Origin of the sequence: Micromonospora sp. NBC_01638 (genome assembly GCF_045209745.1) — a bacterium.
In the GTDB taxonomy this organism is placed as follows: Bacteria; Actinomycetota; Actinomycetes; order Mycobacteriales; family Micromonosporaceae; genus Micromonospora.
On the sequence record NZ_CP109273.1, the window covers coordinates 1,890,860 to 1,910,209 of the forward strand.

The 19,350-nt window shown below is 71.7% G+C and carries 15 protein-coding genes; 8 read left to right on the forward strand and 7 right to left on the reverse strand.

What is annotated here, in order from left to right:
* Window positions 1-30 precede the first annotated feature (30 nt).
* From OG811_RS08965 to OG811_RS08985, 5 genes are read left to right on the forward strand one after another with little or no spacing between them, the layout of a single operon-like run.
* Window positions 31-3,477: an ATP-binding protein gene (locus tag OG811_RS08965; protein ID WP_406073329.1), complete on the forward strand. Its 3,447-nt coding sequence runs from the start codon at window positions 31-33 to the stop codon at window positions 3,475-3,477.
* A 1-nt stretch (window position 3,478) separates the two neighbouring features.
* A complete protein-coding gene (locus OG811_RS08970; RefSeq protein ID WP_406073331.1) occupies window positions 3,479-5,596 on the forward strand; it encodes an MFS transporter in 2,118 nt (705 codons plus the stop codon).
* Window positions 5,593-6,150, forward strand: a complete 558-nt coding sequence (locus OG811_RS08975) for a hypothetical protein (RefSeq protein WP_406073333.1) — start codon at window positions 5,593-5,595, stop codon at window positions 6,148-6,150. Before OG811_RS08970 ends, OG811_RS08975 begins: the two co-directional genes overlap by 4 nt.
* Window positions 6,147-7,322: a M23 family metallopeptidase gene (locus OG811_RS08980; protein ID WP_406073334.1), complete on the forward strand. Its 1,176-nt coding sequence runs from the start codon at window positions 6,147-6,149 to the stop codon at window positions 7,320-7,322. Before OG811_RS08975 ends, OG811_RS08980 begins: the two co-directional genes overlap by 4 nt.
* Before the next feature lie 13 nt (window positions 7,323-7,335).
* On the forward strand, window positions 7,336-7,935 hold the full coding sequence (locus OG811_RS08985; protein ID WP_406073336.1) for a hypothetical protein: 600 nt from the start codon (window positions 7,336-7,338) through the stop codon (window positions 7,933-7,935).
* A 2-nt stretch (window positions 7,936-7,937) separates the two neighbouring features.
* Here OG811_RS08985 and OG811_RS08990 read toward each other — a convergent pair whose 3' ends face one another.
* Window positions 7,938-8,498, reverse strand: coding sequence for a hypothetical protein (locus tag OG811_RS08990; RefSeq protein WP_406075605.1), 561 nt, complete (start codon window positions 8,496-8,498; stop codon window positions 7,938-7,940).
* 195 nt (window positions 8,499-8,693) lie between these two features.
* On the opposite strand from OG811_RS08990, the gene OG811_RS08995 reads away from it, so the two are divergent.
* A complete protein-coding gene (locus OG811_RS08995) occupies window positions 8,694-11,255 on the forward strand; it encodes an FtsK/SpoIIIE domain-containing protein (protein WP_406073338.1) in 2,562 nt (853 codons plus the stop codon).
* A 28-nt stretch (window positions 11,256-11,283) separates the two neighbouring features.
* Window positions 11,284-12,003 carry a hypothetical protein gene (locus OG811_RS09000; protein ID WP_406073341.1) on the forward strand — a complete coding sequence of 240 codons (720 nt, stop codon included), beginning with the start codon at window positions 11,284-11,286 and terminating at the stop codon, window positions 12,001-12,003.
* An 81-nt stretch (window positions 12,004-12,084) separates the two neighbouring features.
* Here OG811_RS09000 and folE read toward each other — a convergent pair whose 3' ends face one another.
* From folE to OG811_RS09020, 4 genes are all read right to left on the reverse strand, one after another.
* Window positions 12,085-12,750, reverse strand: a complete 666-nt coding sequence (gene folE / locus OG811_RS09005; protein WP_406075606.1) for a GTP cyclohydrolase I FolE — start codon at window positions 12,748-12,750, stop codon at window positions 12,085-12,087.
* A gap of 35 nt (window positions 12,751-12,785) precedes the next feature.
* The gene (gene ftsH, locus OG811_RS09010) at window positions 12,786-14,804 is read right to left on the reverse strand and encodes an ATP-dependent zinc metalloprotease FtsH (RefSeq protein ID WP_406073343.1); all 2,019 of its coding nucleotides are present in this window, start codon (window positions 14,802-14,804) and stop codon (window positions 12,786-12,788) included.
* 472 nt (window positions 14,805-15,276) lie between these two features.
* Complete coding sequence (gene hpt / locus OG811_RS09015; RefSeq protein ID WP_406073345.1) at window positions 15,277-15,852, reverse strand: hypoxanthine phosphoribosyltransferase; 576 nt, start codon at window positions 15,850-15,852, stop codon at window positions 15,277-15,279.
* A gap of 101 nt (window positions 15,853-15,953) precedes the next feature.
* Entirely contained in the window at window positions 15,954-16,103 is a 150-nt protein-coding gene (locus OG811_RS09020) for a hypothetical protein (protein WP_272614012.1), read from the reverse strand.
* Between the two features lie 138 nt (window positions 16,104-16,241).
* Here OG811_RS09020 and OG811_RS09025 point away from each other — a divergent pair, with 138 nt between their 5' ends.
* Window positions 16,242-17,204, forward strand: a complete 963-nt coding sequence (locus OG811_RS09025) for a GlxA family transcriptional regulator (protein WP_406073346.1) — start codon at window positions 16,242-16,244, stop codon at window positions 17,202-17,204.
* Window positions 17,205-17,240: 36 nt separating this feature from the next.
* Here OG811_RS09025 and tilS read toward each other — a convergent pair whose 3' ends face one another.
* Together tilS and OG811_RS09035 are read right to left on the reverse strand one after the other, a co-directional pair.
* Entirely contained in the window at window positions 17,241-18,233 is a 993-nt protein-coding gene (gene tilS / locus OG811_RS09030; RefSeq protein ID WP_406073348.1) for a tRNA lysidine(34) synthetase TilS, read from the reverse strand.
* 10 nt (window positions 18,234-18,243) lie between these two features.
* On the reverse strand, window positions 18,244-19,314 hold the full coding sequence (locus OG811_RS09035) for a zinc-dependent metalloprotease (RefSeq protein ID WP_406073350.1): 1,071 nt from the start codon (window positions 19,312-19,314) through the stop codon (window positions 18,244-18,246).
* Window positions 19,315-19,350 lie beyond the last annotated feature (36 nt).

Genomic DNA, 19,350 nt, shown 5'->3' on the forward strand with positions numbered 1-19,350 from the left:
GAGTCTGCCGACCGTCTCCGAGGCGGTCGCATGAGTCGCTCTTCCACGCCGGGTCCCCCGGCCGGCCGTCCGGCCGTACCGGCAGGTCACCGTGCGCACTCGTTCGACTACACCGACGACGAGGATGAGGTGGCGCTCGATCCTGCGCTGGTGACCTCGCCCGGCCACGGTGCCGTCGGCGTGTTCCAGGCACCCCGGCCGATCCCCCGCCGGACGCCACCCGCCGAGCCCAGCGCGGTGTCGGCCGGCGAGAACGCCGACATCGACTCCCCGTTCCTGGACCTCTTCGGCGGGGCGCGGCCCGGCGCGGCACGAGCCGTTACGGCCGGCCCGAGCACCCGGGAGCGGCCAGCGATCCCACAGCAGCCGCCAGCCGCCGCCGGCCCGGCACCAACCCGCGCGGTTCCCGAGTTGGAACCACCGTGGACGCCCGCCGAGCAGCCCGCCAGCGGCGGCCGGCCGGCCGAGCCACGACACGGAGGCGGCCACCCGGCCAGCGAATCCCGGGTGCCGCATCAGGCCGGCGACCGGCGGCCATTGCTCCGTCCACCGGGCGAGTCCGACCCGACCCCTGGCGGCGCGTCGGCGGCGGCGACCACCGGCCCCACCAGCCGGCCAGCCAACACCGTGCAGGGCGGCCGCCCTGCGGCTACGCCGGCAGCCCGGCCGACGACTCAAGCGGCTCGACCGACGACTCAGGGCAACCGGCCAACGGCCCCGGCGGAGCAGCCGGCCAGCACCGCGCCCGCAGATCGGCCGGCTCTGGAGCGCGCGGCGCGCCGCGCCACCGACTCCGATCGACCCAGGGGCCTCGGCACCGAGCCGACCGGGCGGGAGGTCGCCCCACCCCGACAGCGTGCCGCGAGCCGACCGGACCGACCGACCAGACCGACCCGGGTCCGCGCCCCGAAGATCAAGTTTGGGGATCGGGACCCGTCGGTCGAGCTGGCCATCACCGAGATCGCCGGTCACCTGACCTTCACCCCCAACACCGTCACCGCCTGGTATTGGCTGCCCGAGGTCCGCTGGGCGTTCCGGCCGGACGCCGAACGCGAAGCGTTGTTGTCGGCGATCTCCGAGCAGTACGCCGGCCTGGCCGGCTTCCGGCTGCACCTGCGCCGCACCACCCGGCCGTTCCCCGCCGACGAGTGGGCGCGCACCATCGACGCGCACACCCCCGCACCGCTCGCCGACGTGCCCGGCACCACCGGCTGGGCCGATCACCTGGTCGCCGCCCAGCGGCACCTGATGGCGGTCAACCACGCCGAGGGGCAGACCTACCTGGGCGTCACCTTCGCCCGCCGGTCCCTCGGTGACTCGCTCACCGAACGGTTGCTGCGCACCTTCGGCAGGGGCACCGCCGAGGGCGAACGCCGCAAGCTGGGCCGCACCGTGGAGCAGTTCGACGAGGTGCTCGGCGCCTTCGGCATGCGCGGCCGGCGAGTCACCGCACAGGAGCTGGAATGGCTGCTCTACCGCTCGGTGGCCCTCTGCATGTCGCCGCCGGGCACGCTCTCCCCGGTGACCGACGGGCGCTGGGAACGCGGGGATCTGCTCGCCCTGACCGAGCAGGTCGAGCGCTACCGCACCCCGTACGGCTCAACCGTCAAGCTGGTCAACCGGATGACCGGCGAGGAACGGCACGTGGCCGTGCTCGCGGTCGGCCGGATGGAGCCGCTGGAGATCCCGGAACGGCACGAGCCCTGGCTGCATTTCCACGAGCGGCTGCCCTGGCCGATGGAAATCTCCACCCGGGTCGACATCCTCGGTTCCGGTGACTCCTTCCGTAATCTCGAGCACCGGCTGCGGATGATCCGCTCGCAGCAGCTCGACTACGCCGAGCACGGCATCGATGCGCCCCCGGAGCTGGAGCGGCTGGCCAAGCGGGCGTTGGTGATCGGCGACGAGATGACCACCGGGCTGCCGGTCGACTCGGCCCGCGCGCACGGCTGGCACCGGGTCGCGGTCGGCGGCCGGACCAGGGAGGAATGCCTGGAGCGGGCCCGCCGGCTCATCCAGCTCTACTCCCGGGAGCTGCGCATCTCGCTGCAGCACCCGAAGAACCAGGACTGGCTGGCCCGCGAATTCATCCCCGGCGAGCCGATCGCCAACACCGGCTACGTCCGCCGGATGCCGGTTCCGCTGCTCGCCGCCGCACTCCCCCAGGCCGCCTCGAACGTGGGCGACCGCCGGGGCGACCTGATCGGCCGTACCGCCGGCACCTGCCGCCGACCGGTCTTCCTCGACCTGCACTTCCCCATGGAGGTCCGGGAACGCTCCGGACTCGCGGTCTTCGTCGCCGAACCGGGCGGTGGCAAGTCGACCCTGCTCGGCGCGCTGGGCTACCTGGCCGCCCGCAGAGGTGTCCAGGTGACCCTGCTCGACCCGTCCGGGCCGCTGGCCCGACTCTGCGCGATGCCCGAGCTGCGGCCGTACTCTCGGGTGTTGAACCTGACCGGCTCGGAGCACGGCACCCTGGCACCCTACTCTCTCATCCCGACGCCGCTGCGCACCGAGTTCGGCGCCGGCGCCTCCGGTGACCGGGAGTTCGAGATCGCGGTCTCCAATGCCCGAGCCGAGCGGCGGATGCTGGTCCAGGACATCTGCATGATGCTCGTTCCGCCGCAGGTGGCCCGGGAGGCGTCAACCGCCACCCTGTTCCGGCACGCGGTCCGCCAGGTCCCCGCCGAGGAGACGTCCACCCTGGACGACGTGGTGAGCTGCCTCGGGCGGCTCGACGACGACGCCGGCAAGGAACTGGCCAACCTTCTGCTGGACACCGCCGAGATGCCGCTGGCCATGCTCTTCTTCGGCCGGCCACCGGAGGGGCTGCTCGGCGCCGACGCCGCACTCACCGTGATCACCATGGCCGGGCTGCGGTTGCCCGACCTCAAGATCGAACGCGAGTACTGGTCCGCCGAGGAAGCGCTGGCCCTGCCGATGCTGCACACCGCGCACCGGCTCGCCGTCCGCCGCTGCTACGGCGGCTCCATGTCGTCCCGCAAGCTGGTCGGCCTGGACGAAGCGCACTTCATGGAAGGCTGGCGGTCCGGGCGTTCGTTCCTGGTCCGGCTCGCCCGCGACTCCCGCAAGTGGAACCTCGCCGCGCTGGTCGCCTCGCAGAACCCCCGCGACATCCTCGGCCTCGACGTGCAGAACCTCGTCTCCACCGTCTTCGTCGGCCGGATCGCCGAGGACGCGGAGATCGCCTCCGAAGCGCTGCGACTGCTACGGGTGCCGGTCAACGACGGATACGAGGCCACCCTCGCCTCACTCTCCGCCGCCGACACCAACTCGGCCGCCCGCCTCGGCTTCCGCGAGTTCGTGATGCGCGACGTCGACGGCCGGGTGCAGAAGGTCCGAGTCGACGTCTCGTACGTCGACGGACTGCTGGACTACCTCGACACGACGCCCGCCGCGATCGCCGCGGCGGCCGGAGTGCTGCCGAGCATTCCCCTGCCGGATCTGGAGGCGTGACATGGCTAGGGCCTGGGTCAAGGTCCTCGGTCGAGCCGAGGCGGAGTCCAGGCAGCGTCCGGCAAGGCGGAAGTTCGGACGGATACCGGCGCTGTATCCGGCTGAACCTCCAACGCAGCCGGTCGTCGCCCGGGCCCGCCGCAGGCCGGCCGAGGGCCTTGCCCCAGGCCCTGGGGCCCGGGCAAGGATCACGTCGCTCCTGCTCGCCCTCGGCGTACTGGCCGGGGCAACCCTCTCCTGGCCGCTGATCGGTGCGGAGGCCGCAGCCGCCGCACCGCCCGCCGCCCAGGCCCGCGCCGACCTCTGCACCACCCCTGAGTGGCAGGCCGACTTCCGCGCCTGCGTGGGAAAGCTCCAAGCGGTCAGCGATGAACAGATCAGCTGCCGCAACGCGCCGACGCCCGGCACGCCGGACTCCGGCCTCGCCGGCTGGTTCGCCGGCCGCCCAGACTCTGCCAAAGAGCTTGGGCCGAAAGGGCTCTACAGCGACTACGGCTACGCCGGCTATAGCTACCCAACGTACGACATTCCGGGTGGCTGCGCGTCGTCGGTCCTACATCCGGACTACAAGTTCACCACCACCGTGGCGAACGGGGAGTTCATGGTCGCTACCGCGATCGTAGGGGCCTCGAACGCGCTGCGGGAGCGGGCCTGGGACCCACGCTCGATGTGGGGCTGGGCCGACCCGCTGGTCGAGCAGGCGACCAAGGCCGTGTACCAGAAGGTGTTCAGCGTCTTCGGCATCGTCACTCTGTGCGTGGTCGGGCTCTATCTGCTCTGGCGGTCCCGCCAATCAGACATGAGCAACGCGATGACCACCGCGGGCTGGGCACTGCTGGTGATGGTCGCGGTCACGGCGCTGGCCGCATGGCCGGTCAAGTCGGCGAACATCGCGGACGGAACGCTGGTCACCACGTTGGGCGTGGTGCACGACGCCGTGGGTCCTGCAGCCCGGGACACCCCGCCCGATCGTTGCGCCGTTCCCAACCCAGACGCTTGCGTTGACAAACGGCCACCCGCCGTACGGGCCAGTGATACCTCCACAGAGGCGATGCTCTACCGGAACTGGCTCCGAGGTGTGCTCGGCTCGGCTGACAGCGAGACCGCCCGCAAGTACGGCCCGGCCCTCTACGACGCCAAGGCACTCTCCTGGGATGAGGTCGAGAAGCTACGCGCCAACCCGGCCACCCGTCCAGCGACCGTCAGGGCCAAGCAGCAGCAGTGGGCGCGGGTTGCCGAGCAGATAAAGACCGAGGACCCGGAGGCGTACGAGTACCTCCAGGGGGTGCGGGACATGGACCGGGTCGGTGCCGGGTTCATCGCGGTGCTGGCCGCGGTGCTGTTCGCCATGTTCGACCTGACCGCGTCGCTGCTGGTTCTGCTGGGCTTCTTGATCTTCCGGTGGGCGGTGATCGCGGCGCCCATCCTGGGCACCGTCGGACTGATGCGACCAGCCAGCGCCGGCTTGCGGCGGTTGGCGAACGCCGTGGTCGCCGCGGTCTTCAACATCGCCATCTTCGGCACCGGCGCCGCGATCTACCTGTTCGCAGTCGATCTGATCATGAGCACACCCACCCTGCCCGGCTGGCTGCAGGTGGTGCTGGTCTGGCTCTGCGGGGTGGTCGGCTGGCTGCTGCTGCGGCCCTACCGGCGGATCACCCAACTCGGCGGCAAGGACAGCAGCGAGGCCGTCAGTTCGGCCGGGTCCTGGCACCGCCGGTTCTTCCGTGACATACGGGTCGCAGCGCGGCTGGACGTGGCGGAGCCGGGCGGAGCCGAGCCGGTGGGCGGGCGTCGACGGTCACCCGACGCGGAGCAGACCCGGCTGCGCCCGGAGGCGCGGCGGGAGGATCCGGTCCCCGGGCCGACCCCTGCGGCCGAGGGCGGGCGAGCGAGCGCGGGGCGCCCCGACGGTAAGGAACGCCCCGACGAGGCACCAGCAGAGGAATCCAGAGGCCGGGGCCGACCGGTCGCACCCCAGCCTCGACGCCGGCAGCCGGCGACCTGGACCGAGCCGGACGTGCCGGCGGAGAACCCGTCGTTCGTGGTCTACCGACCCGGATCCACCGAGCGTGCACCGGATCGCACCGGACCTCGTGTGCGGTCCGAGGCGCGGTGACGGCGATGCGGCGGGCACTGGAGTTCCTCTTCAACCGGGCGCTGCGGTCTCGGCTGGGAGTGGCATTGGTGATCGCGGTGCTCGTCCTCGGCATAATCGGTGCGGCCAGGCTGATTTCCGGTCCGATCAACCCGACGGAAGGGTTGAGCAGCCGGCCGAACCAACCGATCACCACCGTCGACCCGACGGCTGGCGACGACGGCCTGCTCTCTACCGGGCCGCCGCCGTCGCCGGTGACCCGGCCCGGTGCCCGCACACCCGAGCAGACCGCCGACCGGTTCACCGCCACCTGGCTCGGCCGCCCCGGAATCACCGCCGAGCAGTGGCAGGACGGCCTGCGCCCACTCTCCACCCCGGCGTTGACTGAGAAGCTTGCTGGCGCCGACCCCGCGGGGGTTCCGGCCGCCGAGGTCACCGGGCCGCCGGCGGTGCAGTCGCGCACCGAAACGTTCGTCGAGGTGCTGCTGCCCCTCGACACCGGTCGGCTCCGACTGGAACTTGTCGCCACGGACGGCGGTTGGCTGGTCGACGTTTTGGACTGGGAGCGCCCATGAACGACGGCAGCGGCTCCGCCGCCCTCCGCCGGCCGCTACGGCTCGGCGTTGTCGCTTCGGTGCTGACCGGAGTGCTGCTCCTGCTCTGCTGTACCGGCGGTACCGCGGCCTTCTTCCTCAGCGGGCTCAGCGGCGACGCGGAGGACGGGGACACACTGGCTAACGAGGACTGCGGCCCCGTGCGGCCCGTGAACATCACCGGCAAGCTGCCACGGTTTGCCGAGTACGGCGACGCCCAGGTCCGCAACGCCGCGATCATCATCAAGGTCGGCCAGGACATGGGCGTGCCTTCGCGGGGATGGGTGATCGCCCTCGCCACCGCGATGCAGGAGTCCGGTCTGCGCAACCTGGCGAACAGCGGCGTGCCCGCGTCCCTGGCCCTGCCGCACGAGGGCGTCGGCGCGGACCACGACTCGCTGGGCCTGTTCCAGCAGCGGCCGGGGTGGGGCACGGTCGCCGAGCGGTTGAACCCCGCGTACACGGCCCGCAAGTTCTACGAGAAGCTCGTCGGGGTAGAGGGCTGGGAACGTCGCCCGCTGACCGCAGTCGCGCAACGGGTTCAAATCAGCGCCTATCCAGACGCGTACGCCAAGCACGAGGAGCTGGCCAGCCGGATCGTGAACGCGTTGTCCGGCGGCGCGGCCCGCACCATCGAAATCAACGGCAAGGCGGTGTGCGATGCGGCCGAACGTGGTCAGATCGCCGCCTCCGGCTGGACCGCCCCGATCCCTGGCGGCGTCGGCTCCGGGTTCCGGACCGCCAGTCGACCCAGCCACAACGGGGTCGACATCGGAGCGGCCAAGGGCACCGAGATCCGCGCCGCAGCGACCGGCCGGGTGCTCGTCGCCCGTTGCGATCCGGACAACCGGGGCCGGCTCGACTGCAACGTGGACGGGTACCCCGGTAAGGGCGGCTGCGGCTGGTTCGTCGACCTGCTGCACGCTGGCGGCTACATCACGCGGTACTGCCACATGGTGGTCCAGCCCCGCGTGCAGCCCGATCAGATCGTGGCGGCCGGCGAGGTGATCGGCCAGGTGGGCAGCAGCGGCAACTCCTCCGGCCCGCACCTGCACTTTGAAGTGCATCTAGGCAACGACCGATCCAGCCGCGGCGCCATCGACCCGAACCAGTTCATGCGCGGGCGGGGCGCCCCGCTGCGTCGCCCGGCATGAGGTCACCGAAGGCATGAGTGGCCCCCTGCCGGACCCGTTCGCCGACCAGCCTGACTGGGCGCCTCGGCCACCCCGGCCACTGGCGATCGTGCCCGCCACCGACCGGGTGGAGCTGCGCGGAGGGCGGGTGCTGGTCGGTCTGCCGGGGCTGGGCTGGCGGGGCGACCTGCGTGCCGACGACCGCGTGGTGCAAGGCGCCCGGACGTACGTGCCGGTGATCCCCGAGCACGAGTGGTACCGGGCCGAGGCTGAGCAGGTCGAGGTGTTCGCACCACTGGTACCGGTGGATCGGGTCTGGGTGGAGACGGTCGGCAGCCGACCAGGGTCGGAGGGTGCCCGCGACACCGGCCTCCGGTTGGTCTCGCTGGACGGCCCGGCCCACCGGACCCCCACGCCCGTCATCGAGGCGGACGCCGTCACCGGGCGCAGGGTGGTGCACGTCGAGGATGGTGTGGAGCACCGCGATCTGCGAGCGGTCACGGAGACCTACTCGGGCGCCGAGGGAGACATCTGCGTTCGGATCACGCCCGAGGTGGAGTGGTACCGCTGGGCCTGGCGCGGCCAGTCGCCCACCACCCTGGAGGTCCCGGTGCATCTCCTATGGATCGAGTGATATCAGCTAGCTCGTTTGCCGCCACAGACTCGCCAGCTTTCGGCTAGCCGGGTGTCGAATCGCCAGGACTGACGATCGCTTTGATTAATCCCGTCGACTCGGGCAGAGATGATCAACGCCACCTCAACAGCAGCGGCGTTGCCGCCCTGCTTCTGCACGCCCAAGCTCCCCCAACTGACAGTAATCGTCACTCCGAATCGCTCTTCGCGCGCGAGCAGGTCGGCCCGCAGCGAGCGAAGAGCCTCCAATTGCGCGCCACCCTCACAGGTGAATAGGTTCGCTCTCGTGTCGTTGCGATCCACGAGAAATGCGCGCAGATAGTTGTCCACCACCACGTCGGGTGCGCTGCGGTCCGGGGCTGACGCGCGGTTGTACAGCACGTAGCCGGTGATGGCAGCGCCGATGCCGAGCAGGGCGAGCACCCCCGCGACGACGGTGAGCACGGTCCGAACCCGGCGGCGCGGCGGCTGTGGCGCCGGCGTTACCGGGGCCGGCGGCAGCTGCTCGGAAGGTGTCCGTTGGGCCGGTACGCGGGAGACCTTGGAACCGGCGGGGGGCTGCACTGATTCCACCTCCTGAAGTTATCCGCTGGACGCCGCGGAGCCAATGCCTCAGATCCAGCGGATCGTGACGGACCCGTCCCCACCGGTGAGATCCGCGACAACACCGGCGCATTGCCGAGGCGCCTCCCAAAGGAGCAGACTCGGCTGGGATACCGTCTCTGCTCGGGGAGGGGTTGCCAACCTCGGGCAGAGGGGGTGGACGCGGTGGCCGGTCCGAAGGCACGCACGAACCGCGCCGCAGCCCTGCATCGCCGGGCCGCGGCCGTTGCGACCGCCGCGACGGGGATCCTCGACGAGACCCGGCCGGCTCCGGCCGATCAGCGCCGTCAGTACGAGGTGGCCGACCGCTTGCGGGCGGTTGCGGCACGACTGGCTCCGGGTTGGTCGGGCGCGACACTGGACTCGCTCACCGTGGGCTCCCCGGCGGGTGACGGCCCGCCGCCGTTCGTCCGGGTTGGCACGGCGGCGCCGTTGGACGACGCCCGTTTCCCCGCACTGGTGCCACTGCTCGGCACCGGTCATCTGAGTGTGGACGCTGACGCCCGGGAGCCGCGGGTGGCGGGGTTGCTCCGGGCCGTACTCCTGCGGTTGCTGGGTGCGACGCCGGCGGGCGCCCTGCTGGTTCGCGCGGTGGATGCCACCGGCGCCGTGTTGGCGCCGTTCGGAGCTCTCGGTGATGCTGGCCTGCTGCCGCCGCCAGCGGTGGACGTGGCGGGTCTGCGCGCGGTGCTGACCGAGGCGGAGCAGTGGGTCACGCCGGGCGCGAGCGGGCGGCGCCGCCACGACCGTACGTTGTTGCTGGTGATCGCCGCACTGCCGGAGTCGGCTGGCTCGACCGATCTGGCTCGCATTGAGGCGTTGGCCGAGCAGGGGCCGGCCGCAGGGCTGCACCTGGTGGTGGCCGGCTGGCCTCCCGCCGGCCCGTACGCGACCAGGGTGCCGCTGCCGCACACCACGCCTCTGGCGCTGCGCAACGCGTACGCGCTGCTCGGTGACCCGCCGGGGGCCTCCTTCGCCAGTCCGGGCGCCGATCCGCCGGGCGGGTTGAACTCACCTGTCTTCGTCGAGTCGGACCCACCGGCCGAGTTGGTCGACGCGGTCTGTCGGCGGCTCGCTGAGCAGGTGGAGGCGGGTTCCCGGTTGGCGTTGGCGGCCCTGCTGCCACCGACGGGCGAGCGGCTGTGGGAGTCGGATTCCGCGGACGGGTTGACCACGACGGTTGGTGATGCCGGGGGCCGGTCGGTCCCGCTGGGCTTCACCGAACTGACCCCGCACTGGCTGGTCAGCGGCCGGTCCGCGGCGGGCCGCGCGGCGTTCCTGACCACCGCGCTGCTCGGCCTGGCCGCCCGGTACGGCCCGGACGAGCTGGCGCTCTACCTGGTGGATCTCGGCGACGCTGAGTCCTTCGTGGAGTTCCTGCAGACGGAGCGGGACCGGTCGTGGATTCCGCAGGTGCGCGCGGCCGCGATGGCCGCCGACCGGGAGTATGTCCGGGACCTGCTCGACGAGTTGACGGCCGAGGTGCAGCGTCGGACGGAGGCCGGGGCGCGGGCCGGCGGGCAACGCTTCGCTGAGCTGCGTCAGCACCAACCGCTGCCGCGGATCGTCTGTGTGTTGGACAATGTGCCGCTGCTCTTCGCGGAGCGGGACCGGCTGGCCACTGAGGTGGCCGCCCAGTTGGACGGGCTGGCCCGGGCCGGTCGGGCGTACGGCGTGCACCTGGTGTTGGCCGGTGCGGGCGAGCTGGGGCTGAGTGTGCGCGCGGATGCCGGTCATCGGGATTCGGTGCTCGGGCAGTTCCCGGTGCGGGTGGCGCTGCCGGGCGGCAGCCCGGTGCTGGAGCCCACGAACGACTCGGCCGCCGGCCTGCCGGTGGGCAGCGCCGTGGTGAACACCGCTGGCGGGCTCGGCGGCCCCCGGGGTGCGACCCGAGGTCACGAACGGCTGATTCGGCACCCCGACCCGCAGGACCACCCGCAGGTGGTGGAGGAGCTGCGGCACGAGCTGTGGGCGGCCCGGCCGGCGGGTTCGGTGCCACCGGTGGTCTTCGCCGGGTACGCCCGGCCGCTGCTGGGCAACGATCCACGACACCGGGCGGCGTTGGCGGGGCAGGCACACGGGCCGGCGGCCCTGCTGGGCCGGGCGGTGGACGTGGCCCGCTCGACGGTCGCCGTACCGTTGGGGCCGGCGGCCGGGCGCAACCTCGCGGTGCTGGGGTCCTGCGCTGCGGCGGGCGGGCTGCTGGCGACGGCGGCCCGGAGCACCGCGGTCCACCATTCCCCGGGCACCGCCCGCTTCCTGGTGGCGGCACCGGACCCGGGCTCACGAGCGCTCGCGGAGGCGTTGACGGCTGAGTTGGCGACCCGCCATTCGGCCGAGATGGTGGATCTGTCGACGCTGCTCGCGGACACGGCCGACGAACTGCCGACCTATCTGGTGGTCTTCGGGCTGGACCGGCCGGGCCCTCGGGAGCTGGCGGTGGACCGGCTGCGCGCGCTACTGCGGGACGGGCCGCCGGCGGGGAGACACCTGCTGGGCTGGTGGCGTGCGGTGCCGCCGTTCGCCGCGCTGCTCGATCCTGCGGGCGAGGTCGACAAGCTGACCGCCGTGGCCGTGCTGGACGTGCCGGTCGCGCAACTTGCCGCGGTCTTCGGTCGGCCGGTGGAGTGGCGGGTTCGCCCCGACCGTGCGGTGCTCTGGGACGGTCCGGACGAGCGGGGCACGGTCCTGGTGCCGTTCGCCGATGAGGCCGGGTGATCCGGTGGTGCGGGCGGGGGGTGACGAGATGAGTCCGAACGCGACGGTGACCGGGCCGGGGCGGCAGCGGGCCGCTGTGGCGAGCGAGGACGCTCTCCCGGCGGCGGTCGAGCCCAGCACGGCCTGGGCGGAGTACCTCGCCGCGGCTCGTCAGTTGGACGGGGTCCGCCGCAGCGCGGCTGCCGCCGCTGGTGAGCAGGCCCGGTCGGCGGAGGCCGCCCGGGAGGAGCTGACGGTGGTCCGCACCGGGCTGGCGAGCCAGCAGGAACGGCTGCGGGAGTTGGGCGTACCAGCGATCTCTCTGGTGCCGTCGCCGCCGGAGCTGACCGAGGCAGCCCGGTCGATGGCGGGCGGCCCGGCGGCTGTGCTGGCGGCGCTGCGGGCCGCGCGGGGCTGGGCCGAGGCGGCGGACGCGGCCTTGGCGGCGCGCCGCCGGTTCCGGCCGGGGTCCTGGCCCGCGCGGGCGCGCAACCTCCTGGTGTACGGGCCGTTTGCGCTGCTGGTGCCGCTGATCCAGGTCGCGGTGTACGCGGCGACGGGAGTGGGGCCGGCCAGTGTTGCGGCGCTGATCTGCGGGCTGCCGATGCCGGCGGTCGCGTTCGTCGCCGGTTGGGTGGGCATCGGGCGGTTGTTCCGCGTCAGCCCTGCCGAGCGGCTGGACCGTACGGTGCGCTTCGGCGCGCTGGTGTGTCTGGTGCCGGCGGTGCTGGTCACGGCTGGCCTGCTGCTGGCCCTGCTCGCTGGCTGACCAGCCCTGGGGGGACGGGTGCGGAAACGGAACGGCCGGCCGTCCCGGAAGGATGTCGGCCGGCCGTGGTGCATCCGGGTGTCAGCGGGGGATAATCAGCGCCATCGCCTCGGCCCGCGACTTGGAGTCCGACTGCAGGATGCCGCGTACCGCTGACGTGATGGTCCTGGCACCGGATTTCTGGATGCCCCGCATCGCCATGCACATGTGCTCGCAGTCGAGCACGACGACGACGCCGCGCGGTGCGAGTTTGCTCATCAGCAGGTCGGCGACCTGCGAGGTGAGCCGCTCCTGCACCTGGGGCCGACGGGCGAAGACCTCGACCAGTCGCGCCAGCTTGGACAGGCCGGTGATCCGCCCGTCCGGGCCGGGGATGTAGCCGATGTGCGCGCTGCCGCGGAACGGCAGCAGGTGGTGCTCACAGAAGCTCATCACGTCGATGTCGCGGACGATCACCAACTCTTCGTGGTTGGCCTCGAAGGTGGTGCTGAGCACCTGGGCCGGGTCGACCCGCAGACCGGCGAAGAGTTCGGCGTACGCGCGGGCGACCCGGGCCGGGGTCTGCTGGAGCCCGTCGCGGTCCGGGTCCTCGCCGACCGCGATCAGGATTTCCCGAACGGCTTTCTCGATCCGGCCCAGGTCGACGGCGTCTTCGACCGGGCGGCCGGTCAGCCTGCCGCTGATCAGCCGCGCGGCTACGTAGTCCAGCCGGTCGTCGCCGTCGGGCTCGGTCGCGGAGACGGCCAGCTCCCGGTGTGGGGAGCTGGCCGTCGGGTCGTTGCTCAGTGCGTGCCGTCCGAGTTGTTGGACGGTGCCCCGCCGCCAACCGACGCCTGCGCGCCGTCGGCCTGGGCCTGCGCCTTGAGCTTGTCCTTCTCCGTAGGGGTGAGCACGGGCGGCTCGGTGGAGGGCTGGCGCTTGCCAAAGCCGTTGTACGGCACCAGCGGCGGGCGCTTGACCACCCGGGAGCAGATCCGCGCCATGTCGGCCGTGGAGAGGGTTTCCTTCTCCATCAGCTCGAGCACGATGTTGTCCAGGACGTCCCGGTATTCCACCAGGATCTCCCAGGCCTCGTCGTGCGCCAGCTCGACCAGTGCCCGCATCTCGCCGTCGATCTCGGCGGCCACCGAGTCCGAGTAGCCCCGCTCGTGGCCCATGTTGCGGCCGAGGAACGGCTCGTCCCCGCTGGTGCCGTACTTGATCGCGCCGAGCTTGGAGCTCATGCCGTACTGGGTGATCATCGCGCGGGCCAGTTGGGTGGCCTTCTCGATGTCGTTGCCGGCACCGGTGGTGGGCTCGTGGAAGACCAGTTCCTCGGCGGCCCGACCGCCCAGCGCGTACGCCAGGGTGTCGATCATCTCGGCGCGCGTCTGGGTGTACTTGTCTTCGGTCGGGAGCACCAGGGTGTGGCCCAGCGAGCGACCACGGGACAGGATCGTCACCTTGTGCACCGGCGCGGCGTGCGGCAGCGCCCAGGCGACCAGCGCGTGCCCACCCTCGTGGTACGCGGTGATCTTCTTTTCCTGGTCGCTCATCACGCGGGTCCGTCGCTGCGGACCTGCGATCACCCGGTCGATCGACTCTTCCAGCGAGTCGTTGGTGATCGCCCGCTGGTCCTTGCGGGCGGTGAGCAGGGCCGACTCGTTGATCACGTTGGCCAGGTCGGCGCCGCTGAAGCCCGGGGTCCGTCGCGCCACCGCGTCGAGGTCGACGTCGGGGGTGAACGGCTTGCCCTTGGCGTGCACCCGCAGGATGGCCTTGCGACCCTCCATGTCGGGGGCGTCCACCGGGATCTGCCGGTCGAACCGGCCCGGGCGCAGTAGCGCCGGGTCGAGGATGTCCGGCCGGTTGGTGGCCGCGATCAGGATGACCCCGCCCTTGGTGTCGAAGCCGTCCATCTCGACGAGCAACTGGTTGAGCGTCTGCTCGCGCTCGTCGTGACCGCCGCCCATGCCGGCGCCGCGGTGCCGGCCGACGGCGTCGATCTCGTCGACGAAGACGATCGCCGGGGCGTTCGCCTTGGCCTGCTCGAACAGGTCACGGACCCGGCTGGCGCCGACACCGACGAACATTTCCACGAAGTCGGAGCCGGAGATGGAGTAGAACGGCACCCCGGCCTCGCCGGCGACCGCGCGGGCCAGCAGCGTCTTGCCGGTACCGGGAGGACCGAAGAGCAGCACGCCCTTCGGAATCTTGGCGCCCAGAGCCTGGTACTTCGCAGGGTTCTGCAGGAAGTCCTTGATCTCGTACAGCTCCTCGACGGCCTCCTCGGCACCCGCGACGTCCGCGAAGGTCGTCTTCGGAGTGTCCTTGGTGATCATCTTCGCTTTGGACTTGCCGAAGTTGAGCACCCGGGAGCCGCCGCCCTGCATCTGCGACATGAAAAACAGCAGCAGGAGGACGAGCAGCGCGATCGGCAGCAGGTTGACCAGCAGGCTCACCCAGATGCTGTCCGACGAGACCTTGGCGTCGGCCGTGCCGGTGACCCGGTTGGCCGCCTTGGCGTCCTGGACCTCGTTCCAGACCTGGTCGCCAACCTGGTACGGGAATTGGGCCTCGATCTTGTCGGTCTCGGTCTTACCGAACTTCGTCTTCTGGGCCAGGTCGAGCTGGAGCGTTTGCTCCTTGTCCTGGAAGACGACCTTGTTGATCTTGGCAGTGTGGAGCTGATCGAGCGCAACGGAAGTGTCCACGCGGTGGTAGCTGGGACCAGCGGTGAACAGCTGACTGAGCACAACGGCGCCGAGGATGACCAGGATGATCCAGACCACCGGTCGGCGGAAGAAACGCGTACGTTCCATACTGTTGTCGAGCGCCGGAGCGCCCGCATCCTCCTGATCGACGTCCTGACCGTCTGATGGTGTCGCCGCATGTGCGGCGGTCGGAGCCGCCGTGCGGGCCGGCCTCAACCCCGAAGCGCGAAAACTGCCGCGCCGCGGTCATTCGACGGTACACCGTGCACGCGAGGCGCGAGCTTGCGAGCCCCGCACTCGGCACACCTTCGAGATCGACGGCACGCACCGCAGGCAGGCCCACCAGCCCCGCAACGAACGTGCGCGGGTCCGGGTAGAAACCGGCGTGGCGGGGAGTCCGACACGGCCACCTGACCGCCCGGTCACGCGGTCGAGGGGGTCGAGCGCAGAGTAACCTCCGAGCCACCGGGGTCCACGGTAACCGCAACAACTGAGAGCGCGCTGAACGTCGGCTTGATGGATGCCGATGCGAGTCGACCTCACGCCGCCACCGGATTGCCCCGACAGGTCGGGTCCAACGTCAGGATCGGGCGTAGACCTCGGGCTTCAGCACCCCGACGTACGGCAGCTCCCGGTAGCGCTCAGCGAAGTCCAGGCCGTACCCGACCACGAACTCGGTGGGGATGTCGAAGCCGACGTACTTCACCGGGACCGGCACCTTGACCGCGTCCGGCTTGCGGAACAGCGCGACCACCTCGACGCTCGCCGCGGAGCGCGACTCCAGATAGCGCAGCAGCCAGGAGAGGGTGAGCCCGGAGTCGACGATGTCCTCGACGACCACGACGTGCCGACCGGCGATGTCCCGGTCCAGGTCCTTCAGGATGCGGACCACCCCGGACGAGGTGGTGCCCTGGCCGTAGGAGGAGATGGCCATGAAGTCGAGCTCCGCCGGTGGGCCGTTGCGGCCCAACGCCCTGGCGAAGTCGGCCATGAACATCACCGCGCCCTTGAGTACGCACACCAGCAGCAGTCCGTCGGTCACGTGGGCGTAGTCGGCAGAGATCTGCTTGGCCAACTCCGCCGTCTTCTCGCGAATCTGCGCCTCGGAGATGATCACGTGGTCGATGTCGGCGTCGTACCAGGAGCCATCAGCCATGACTCCTAGCCTGCCGTACGTCGGATGGCCTTCGTCGGCGGGGCCGCACCTTTTGGGCGCGGTCCCGCCAAGGACTTTCTTCGCAAATTACCTTAACCACATCAGTTGGTGCGTGATCGCCAGCGGCGGCCGTCGTCGCTGGGCTTCCAGTCGGCCGAATCGCGGCTGTCGAGGGTGAGGCCGGCCGCCGAGGCGACGGCGAGCAGGACGAGGAAGAGGAGGAAGAGCAGGAACTCCATGGCGGCGCTCACTTTCGCATGATTGCTGTTGGTTTCGCCGCCGGTGCGCACCGGACTGAGACCAGTCTGCGGCCACTCGCGCCGACCGGACAGTGGCAGGAATGCCACTGCCCATCGATTTACTGCCACCTGTCGAGTTACCCTCGTCACATGCTCAGATCCATCGCCGTCCTCGCCCTCGACCAGGTCGCCCCCTTCGAGCTCGGCGTGCTCGCGGAGGTGTTCGGCACCGACCGGACAGCCGACGGCTTTCCCGGCTACCGCTTCCAGGTGTGCAGCCCCGACGGCGCCCCCGTGCGTACGTCGTCCGGCTTCCACCTCACCCCGCACGCCGACCTCGGCCCGGTCGACGAGGCCGACCTGGTGGCCATCCCCGCGCACAGCCAGGGCACGACCGTTCCCGGCCCGGTGCTCGACGCGCTGCGCCGGGCCGACGCCCGCGGAGCGCACCTGTTCAGCGTCTGCTCCGGCGCCTTCCTGCTCGGCGAGGCCGGGCTGCTCGACGACCGGGAGTGCACGACCCACTGGCGGTACGTGGACGAGCTGCAACGCCGGCACCCGCGCGCCCGGGTGCGCTGCAACTCGCTCTACGTCCAGGACGGCCGGCTGCTCACCAGCGCCGGCACGGCGGCCGGCATCGACGCCTGCCTGCACCTGATCCGCCAGGAGCACGGCTCGGCCACCGCGACCCGGCTGGCCCGGCGGATGGTGGTCCCGCCGCACCGCGACGGCGGCCAGTCACAGTACGTCGAGGTGCCCATCCCGAAGGCCCCCGAGGCGTCCACCCTGGAGCCGGTGCTGGAGTGGCTGATGGGTCACCTGGATCAGACGATCACCGTGGAGGAATTGGCTGCCCGCGCCGGCATGGCACCACGTACGTTCGCCCGCCGTTTCCGCGCCGAGACCGGCACCACCCCGCACGACTGGCTCACCAACCAGCGGGTGCTGCTCGCCCGGCGGCTGCTGGAGGAGACCCCGTTGAGCGTGGAGGCGGTCGCCGACCAGTCCGGCTTCGGCGACGCGGCCGCCCTGCGCCACCACTTCAGCCGCCGAGTCGGCGCCACCCCACACAGTTACCGGACCACCTTTCGGGACCGGGCGGTCAGCGGCTGAGGCCAGCCAACCCGACGCACCACCCGAAGGATCTGGTCAGGTCGGCTCCACCGACGCCAGTCGATCGGCGCGGCGAAGCACCCGGACGCCTCCGGGCAGGTCGGCCGGGCCCTGACCGCGCCAGCCCGTGACCAGGGCGTCCAGAGCAGCGACGTGCCGGTACGACAGGGCGCCCGGCGAAGCGCCCAGCTCACGCGCCCAGGTGTGCAGCACCCGGCCACGCACTGCGGGGACCAACTCGACCAGCGCCGGCACGGACAGCTCTCCGTCGGAACATCGAGCCGCCGCCAGCGCCGTTCCCGCCAACTCGTCGAGCGCGGCGTTGTCGGCCGCCACCAGCCGGGCGGTACGCGCGAGGTTGTCCACCACACCGGGCCCGAGCGCCCGCACCAGCGCCGGCAGCAGGTCGGCGCGCACGCGGGACCGGGCGTACGACGGGTCGGTGTTGTGCGGGTCCTGCCACGGGCTCAGCCCGAGCACGGCGCACGCGGCGCGCGTCTGCTCCCGACCGATCTCCAGCAGCGGACGCAGCAGCGGCACCCCGTCCAGCTCCCGCCGGGCGGGCATCCCGGCCAGCCCGCGTGGGCCGGCGCCCCGGGCGAGCGCGAGCAGCACCGTCTCCGCCTGGTCGTCGCGGGTGTGCCCGGTGAGCACCGCGATTGCGTTCTGCTGCCGGGCCGCCTCGGTCAACGCCTGGTAGCGGGCCTCCCGGGCGGCAGCCTCCGGCCCGCCGGGACGCCCGGCCACCTCCACCCGGACCACGGTCGCCGACGCGAACCCGACCCCACGCGCCCAGCCGGCCACCGCCTCCGCGCGCTGCGCGGAGCCGTCCTGCAAGCCGTGATCGACGGTCACCAGCACCGCGGAGCCACCCAGCCGAGGTGCCACGAACACGGTGGCCGCCGCAAGAGCGAGCGAGTCGGCGCCGCCGGAGCAGGCGACCAGCACCGGCCCGCCGGACGGCAGACCGGTCAGGGCTCGGCGGACCGCCACCCGGATCGCGGCCACTGGCGGGGCGAGCGCGGCCACCGGCGGGTGATCAGCCAGCGGCCGGGAAGGTGCCGGCCGGGCCGTGCACCCGGGTGACCCAGGCATCGGGGTCGCCCAACTCCGACAGCCGAGGCAGGGTGAGCGGCGAGTTGAAGATCGAGTTGAACCCGTCCATACCGACCCGCTCCACCACACCGTGCACGAACTTGCGCCCCTCGGCGTACTGGCGCATCTTGACGTCCACCCCGAGCAGCCGGCGGATCGCCTTCTCCAGCGGGTTGCCCGCCTCCCGGCGTCGGTTGAACGACGCCCGGATCCGCTCCACGCTGGGGATCACCTGCGGGCCCACGCCGTCCATGACGAACTCGGCGTGCCCCTCCAGCAGGGTCATCAACGCGGTGAGCCGGTCCAGCACAGCCCGCTGCGCCGGGGTCTGCACAATGTCCAGCACGCTGGTGCGGCTCTCCGGATCACGGACCGCCTCGGACAGGGTGGCCACCCCGCGCCGCAACCGCTCGACCATCTGCTCGCTCCCGCTCGACGAGGCGTCGACGAACGCCTGCACCTCGCTGAGGAAGTAGGCCCGCATCCACGGCACGGCGGTGAACTGGGTCCGGTGGGTGACCTCGTGCAGGCACACCCAGAGCCGGAAGTCCCGCGGGTCGGCGCCGAGCTTGCGCTCCACCTCGACGATGTTCGGTGCGACCAGCAGCAGTTGGCCCGGGTCGGCCGAGAAGACCTCGTACTGGCCGAGCACCCGGCCGGAGAGGTACGCCAGGACGGTGCCGGCCTGCACTCCGGTCAGCCGGGACCCGATCGCCTCGGTCAACGCGCCCGGCTGCTTGTCGCCGGCGAGCCGGCTCACAAGCGGAGTGATCACCTCGCGAAGACCAGCGATGTTGGTCGCGGCCCAGTCCCGGCGGTCGACCACCCGGACCGGCGGATGCGCCACCTGCGCCCGTAGCCCCGTGTAGTCGGCCACGTGCCCGGCCGCCTCATCGGTCAGCCGGCGCAGGTCGCCGACCACGTCAGTGGCCTCGGCATACGACACCCGGGGGCCCGACTTGCTCAACGCCCCCGCGGTGGCGGCGGCCAGATCCCAGTCCACGAACTGCGCCATGGACCCACCGTACCCGCGCCGCGACACCCCGGCCCG

Bases quoted from the DNA above. Each gene is read 5' to 3' on its own strand.
- hpt (WP_406073345.1), bottom strand. From the start codon at position 15,852: ATGGCTGATGGCTCCTGGTACGACGCCGACATCGACCACGTGATCATC.
- OG811_RS08970 (WP_406073331.1), top strand. From the start codon at position 3,479: ATGGCTAGGGCCTGGGTCAAGGTCCTCGGTCGAGCCGAGGCGGAGTCC.
- OG811_RS09025 (WP_406073346.1), top strand. From the start codon at position 16,242: ATGCTCAGATCCATCGCCGTCCTCGCCCTCGACCAGGTCGCCCCCTTC.
- ftsH (WP_406073343.1), bottom strand. From the start codon at position 14,804: ATGGAACGTACGCGTTTCTTCCGCCGACCGGTGGTCTGGATCATCCTG.
- OG811_RS08980 (WP_406073334.1), top strand. From the start codon at position 6,147: ATGAACGACGGCAGCGGCTCCGCCGCCCTCCGCCGGCCGCTACGGCTC.
- OG811_RS09035 (WP_406073350.1), bottom strand. From the start codon at position 19,314: ATGGCGCAGTTCGTGGACTGGGATCTGGCCGCCGCCACCGCGGGGGCG.
- OG811_RS09000 (WP_406073341.1), top strand. From the start codon at position 11,284: ATGAGTCCGAACGCGACGGTGACCGGGCCGGGGCGGCAGCGGGCCGCT.
- OG811_RS08965 (WP_406073329.1), top strand. From the start codon at position 31: ATGAGTCGCTCTTCCACGCCGGGTCCCCCGGCCGGCCGTCCGGCCGTA.
- OG811_RS08985 (WP_406073336.1), top strand. From the start codon at position 7,336: ATGAGTGGCCCCCTGCCGGACCCGTTCGCCGACCAGCCTGACTGGGCG.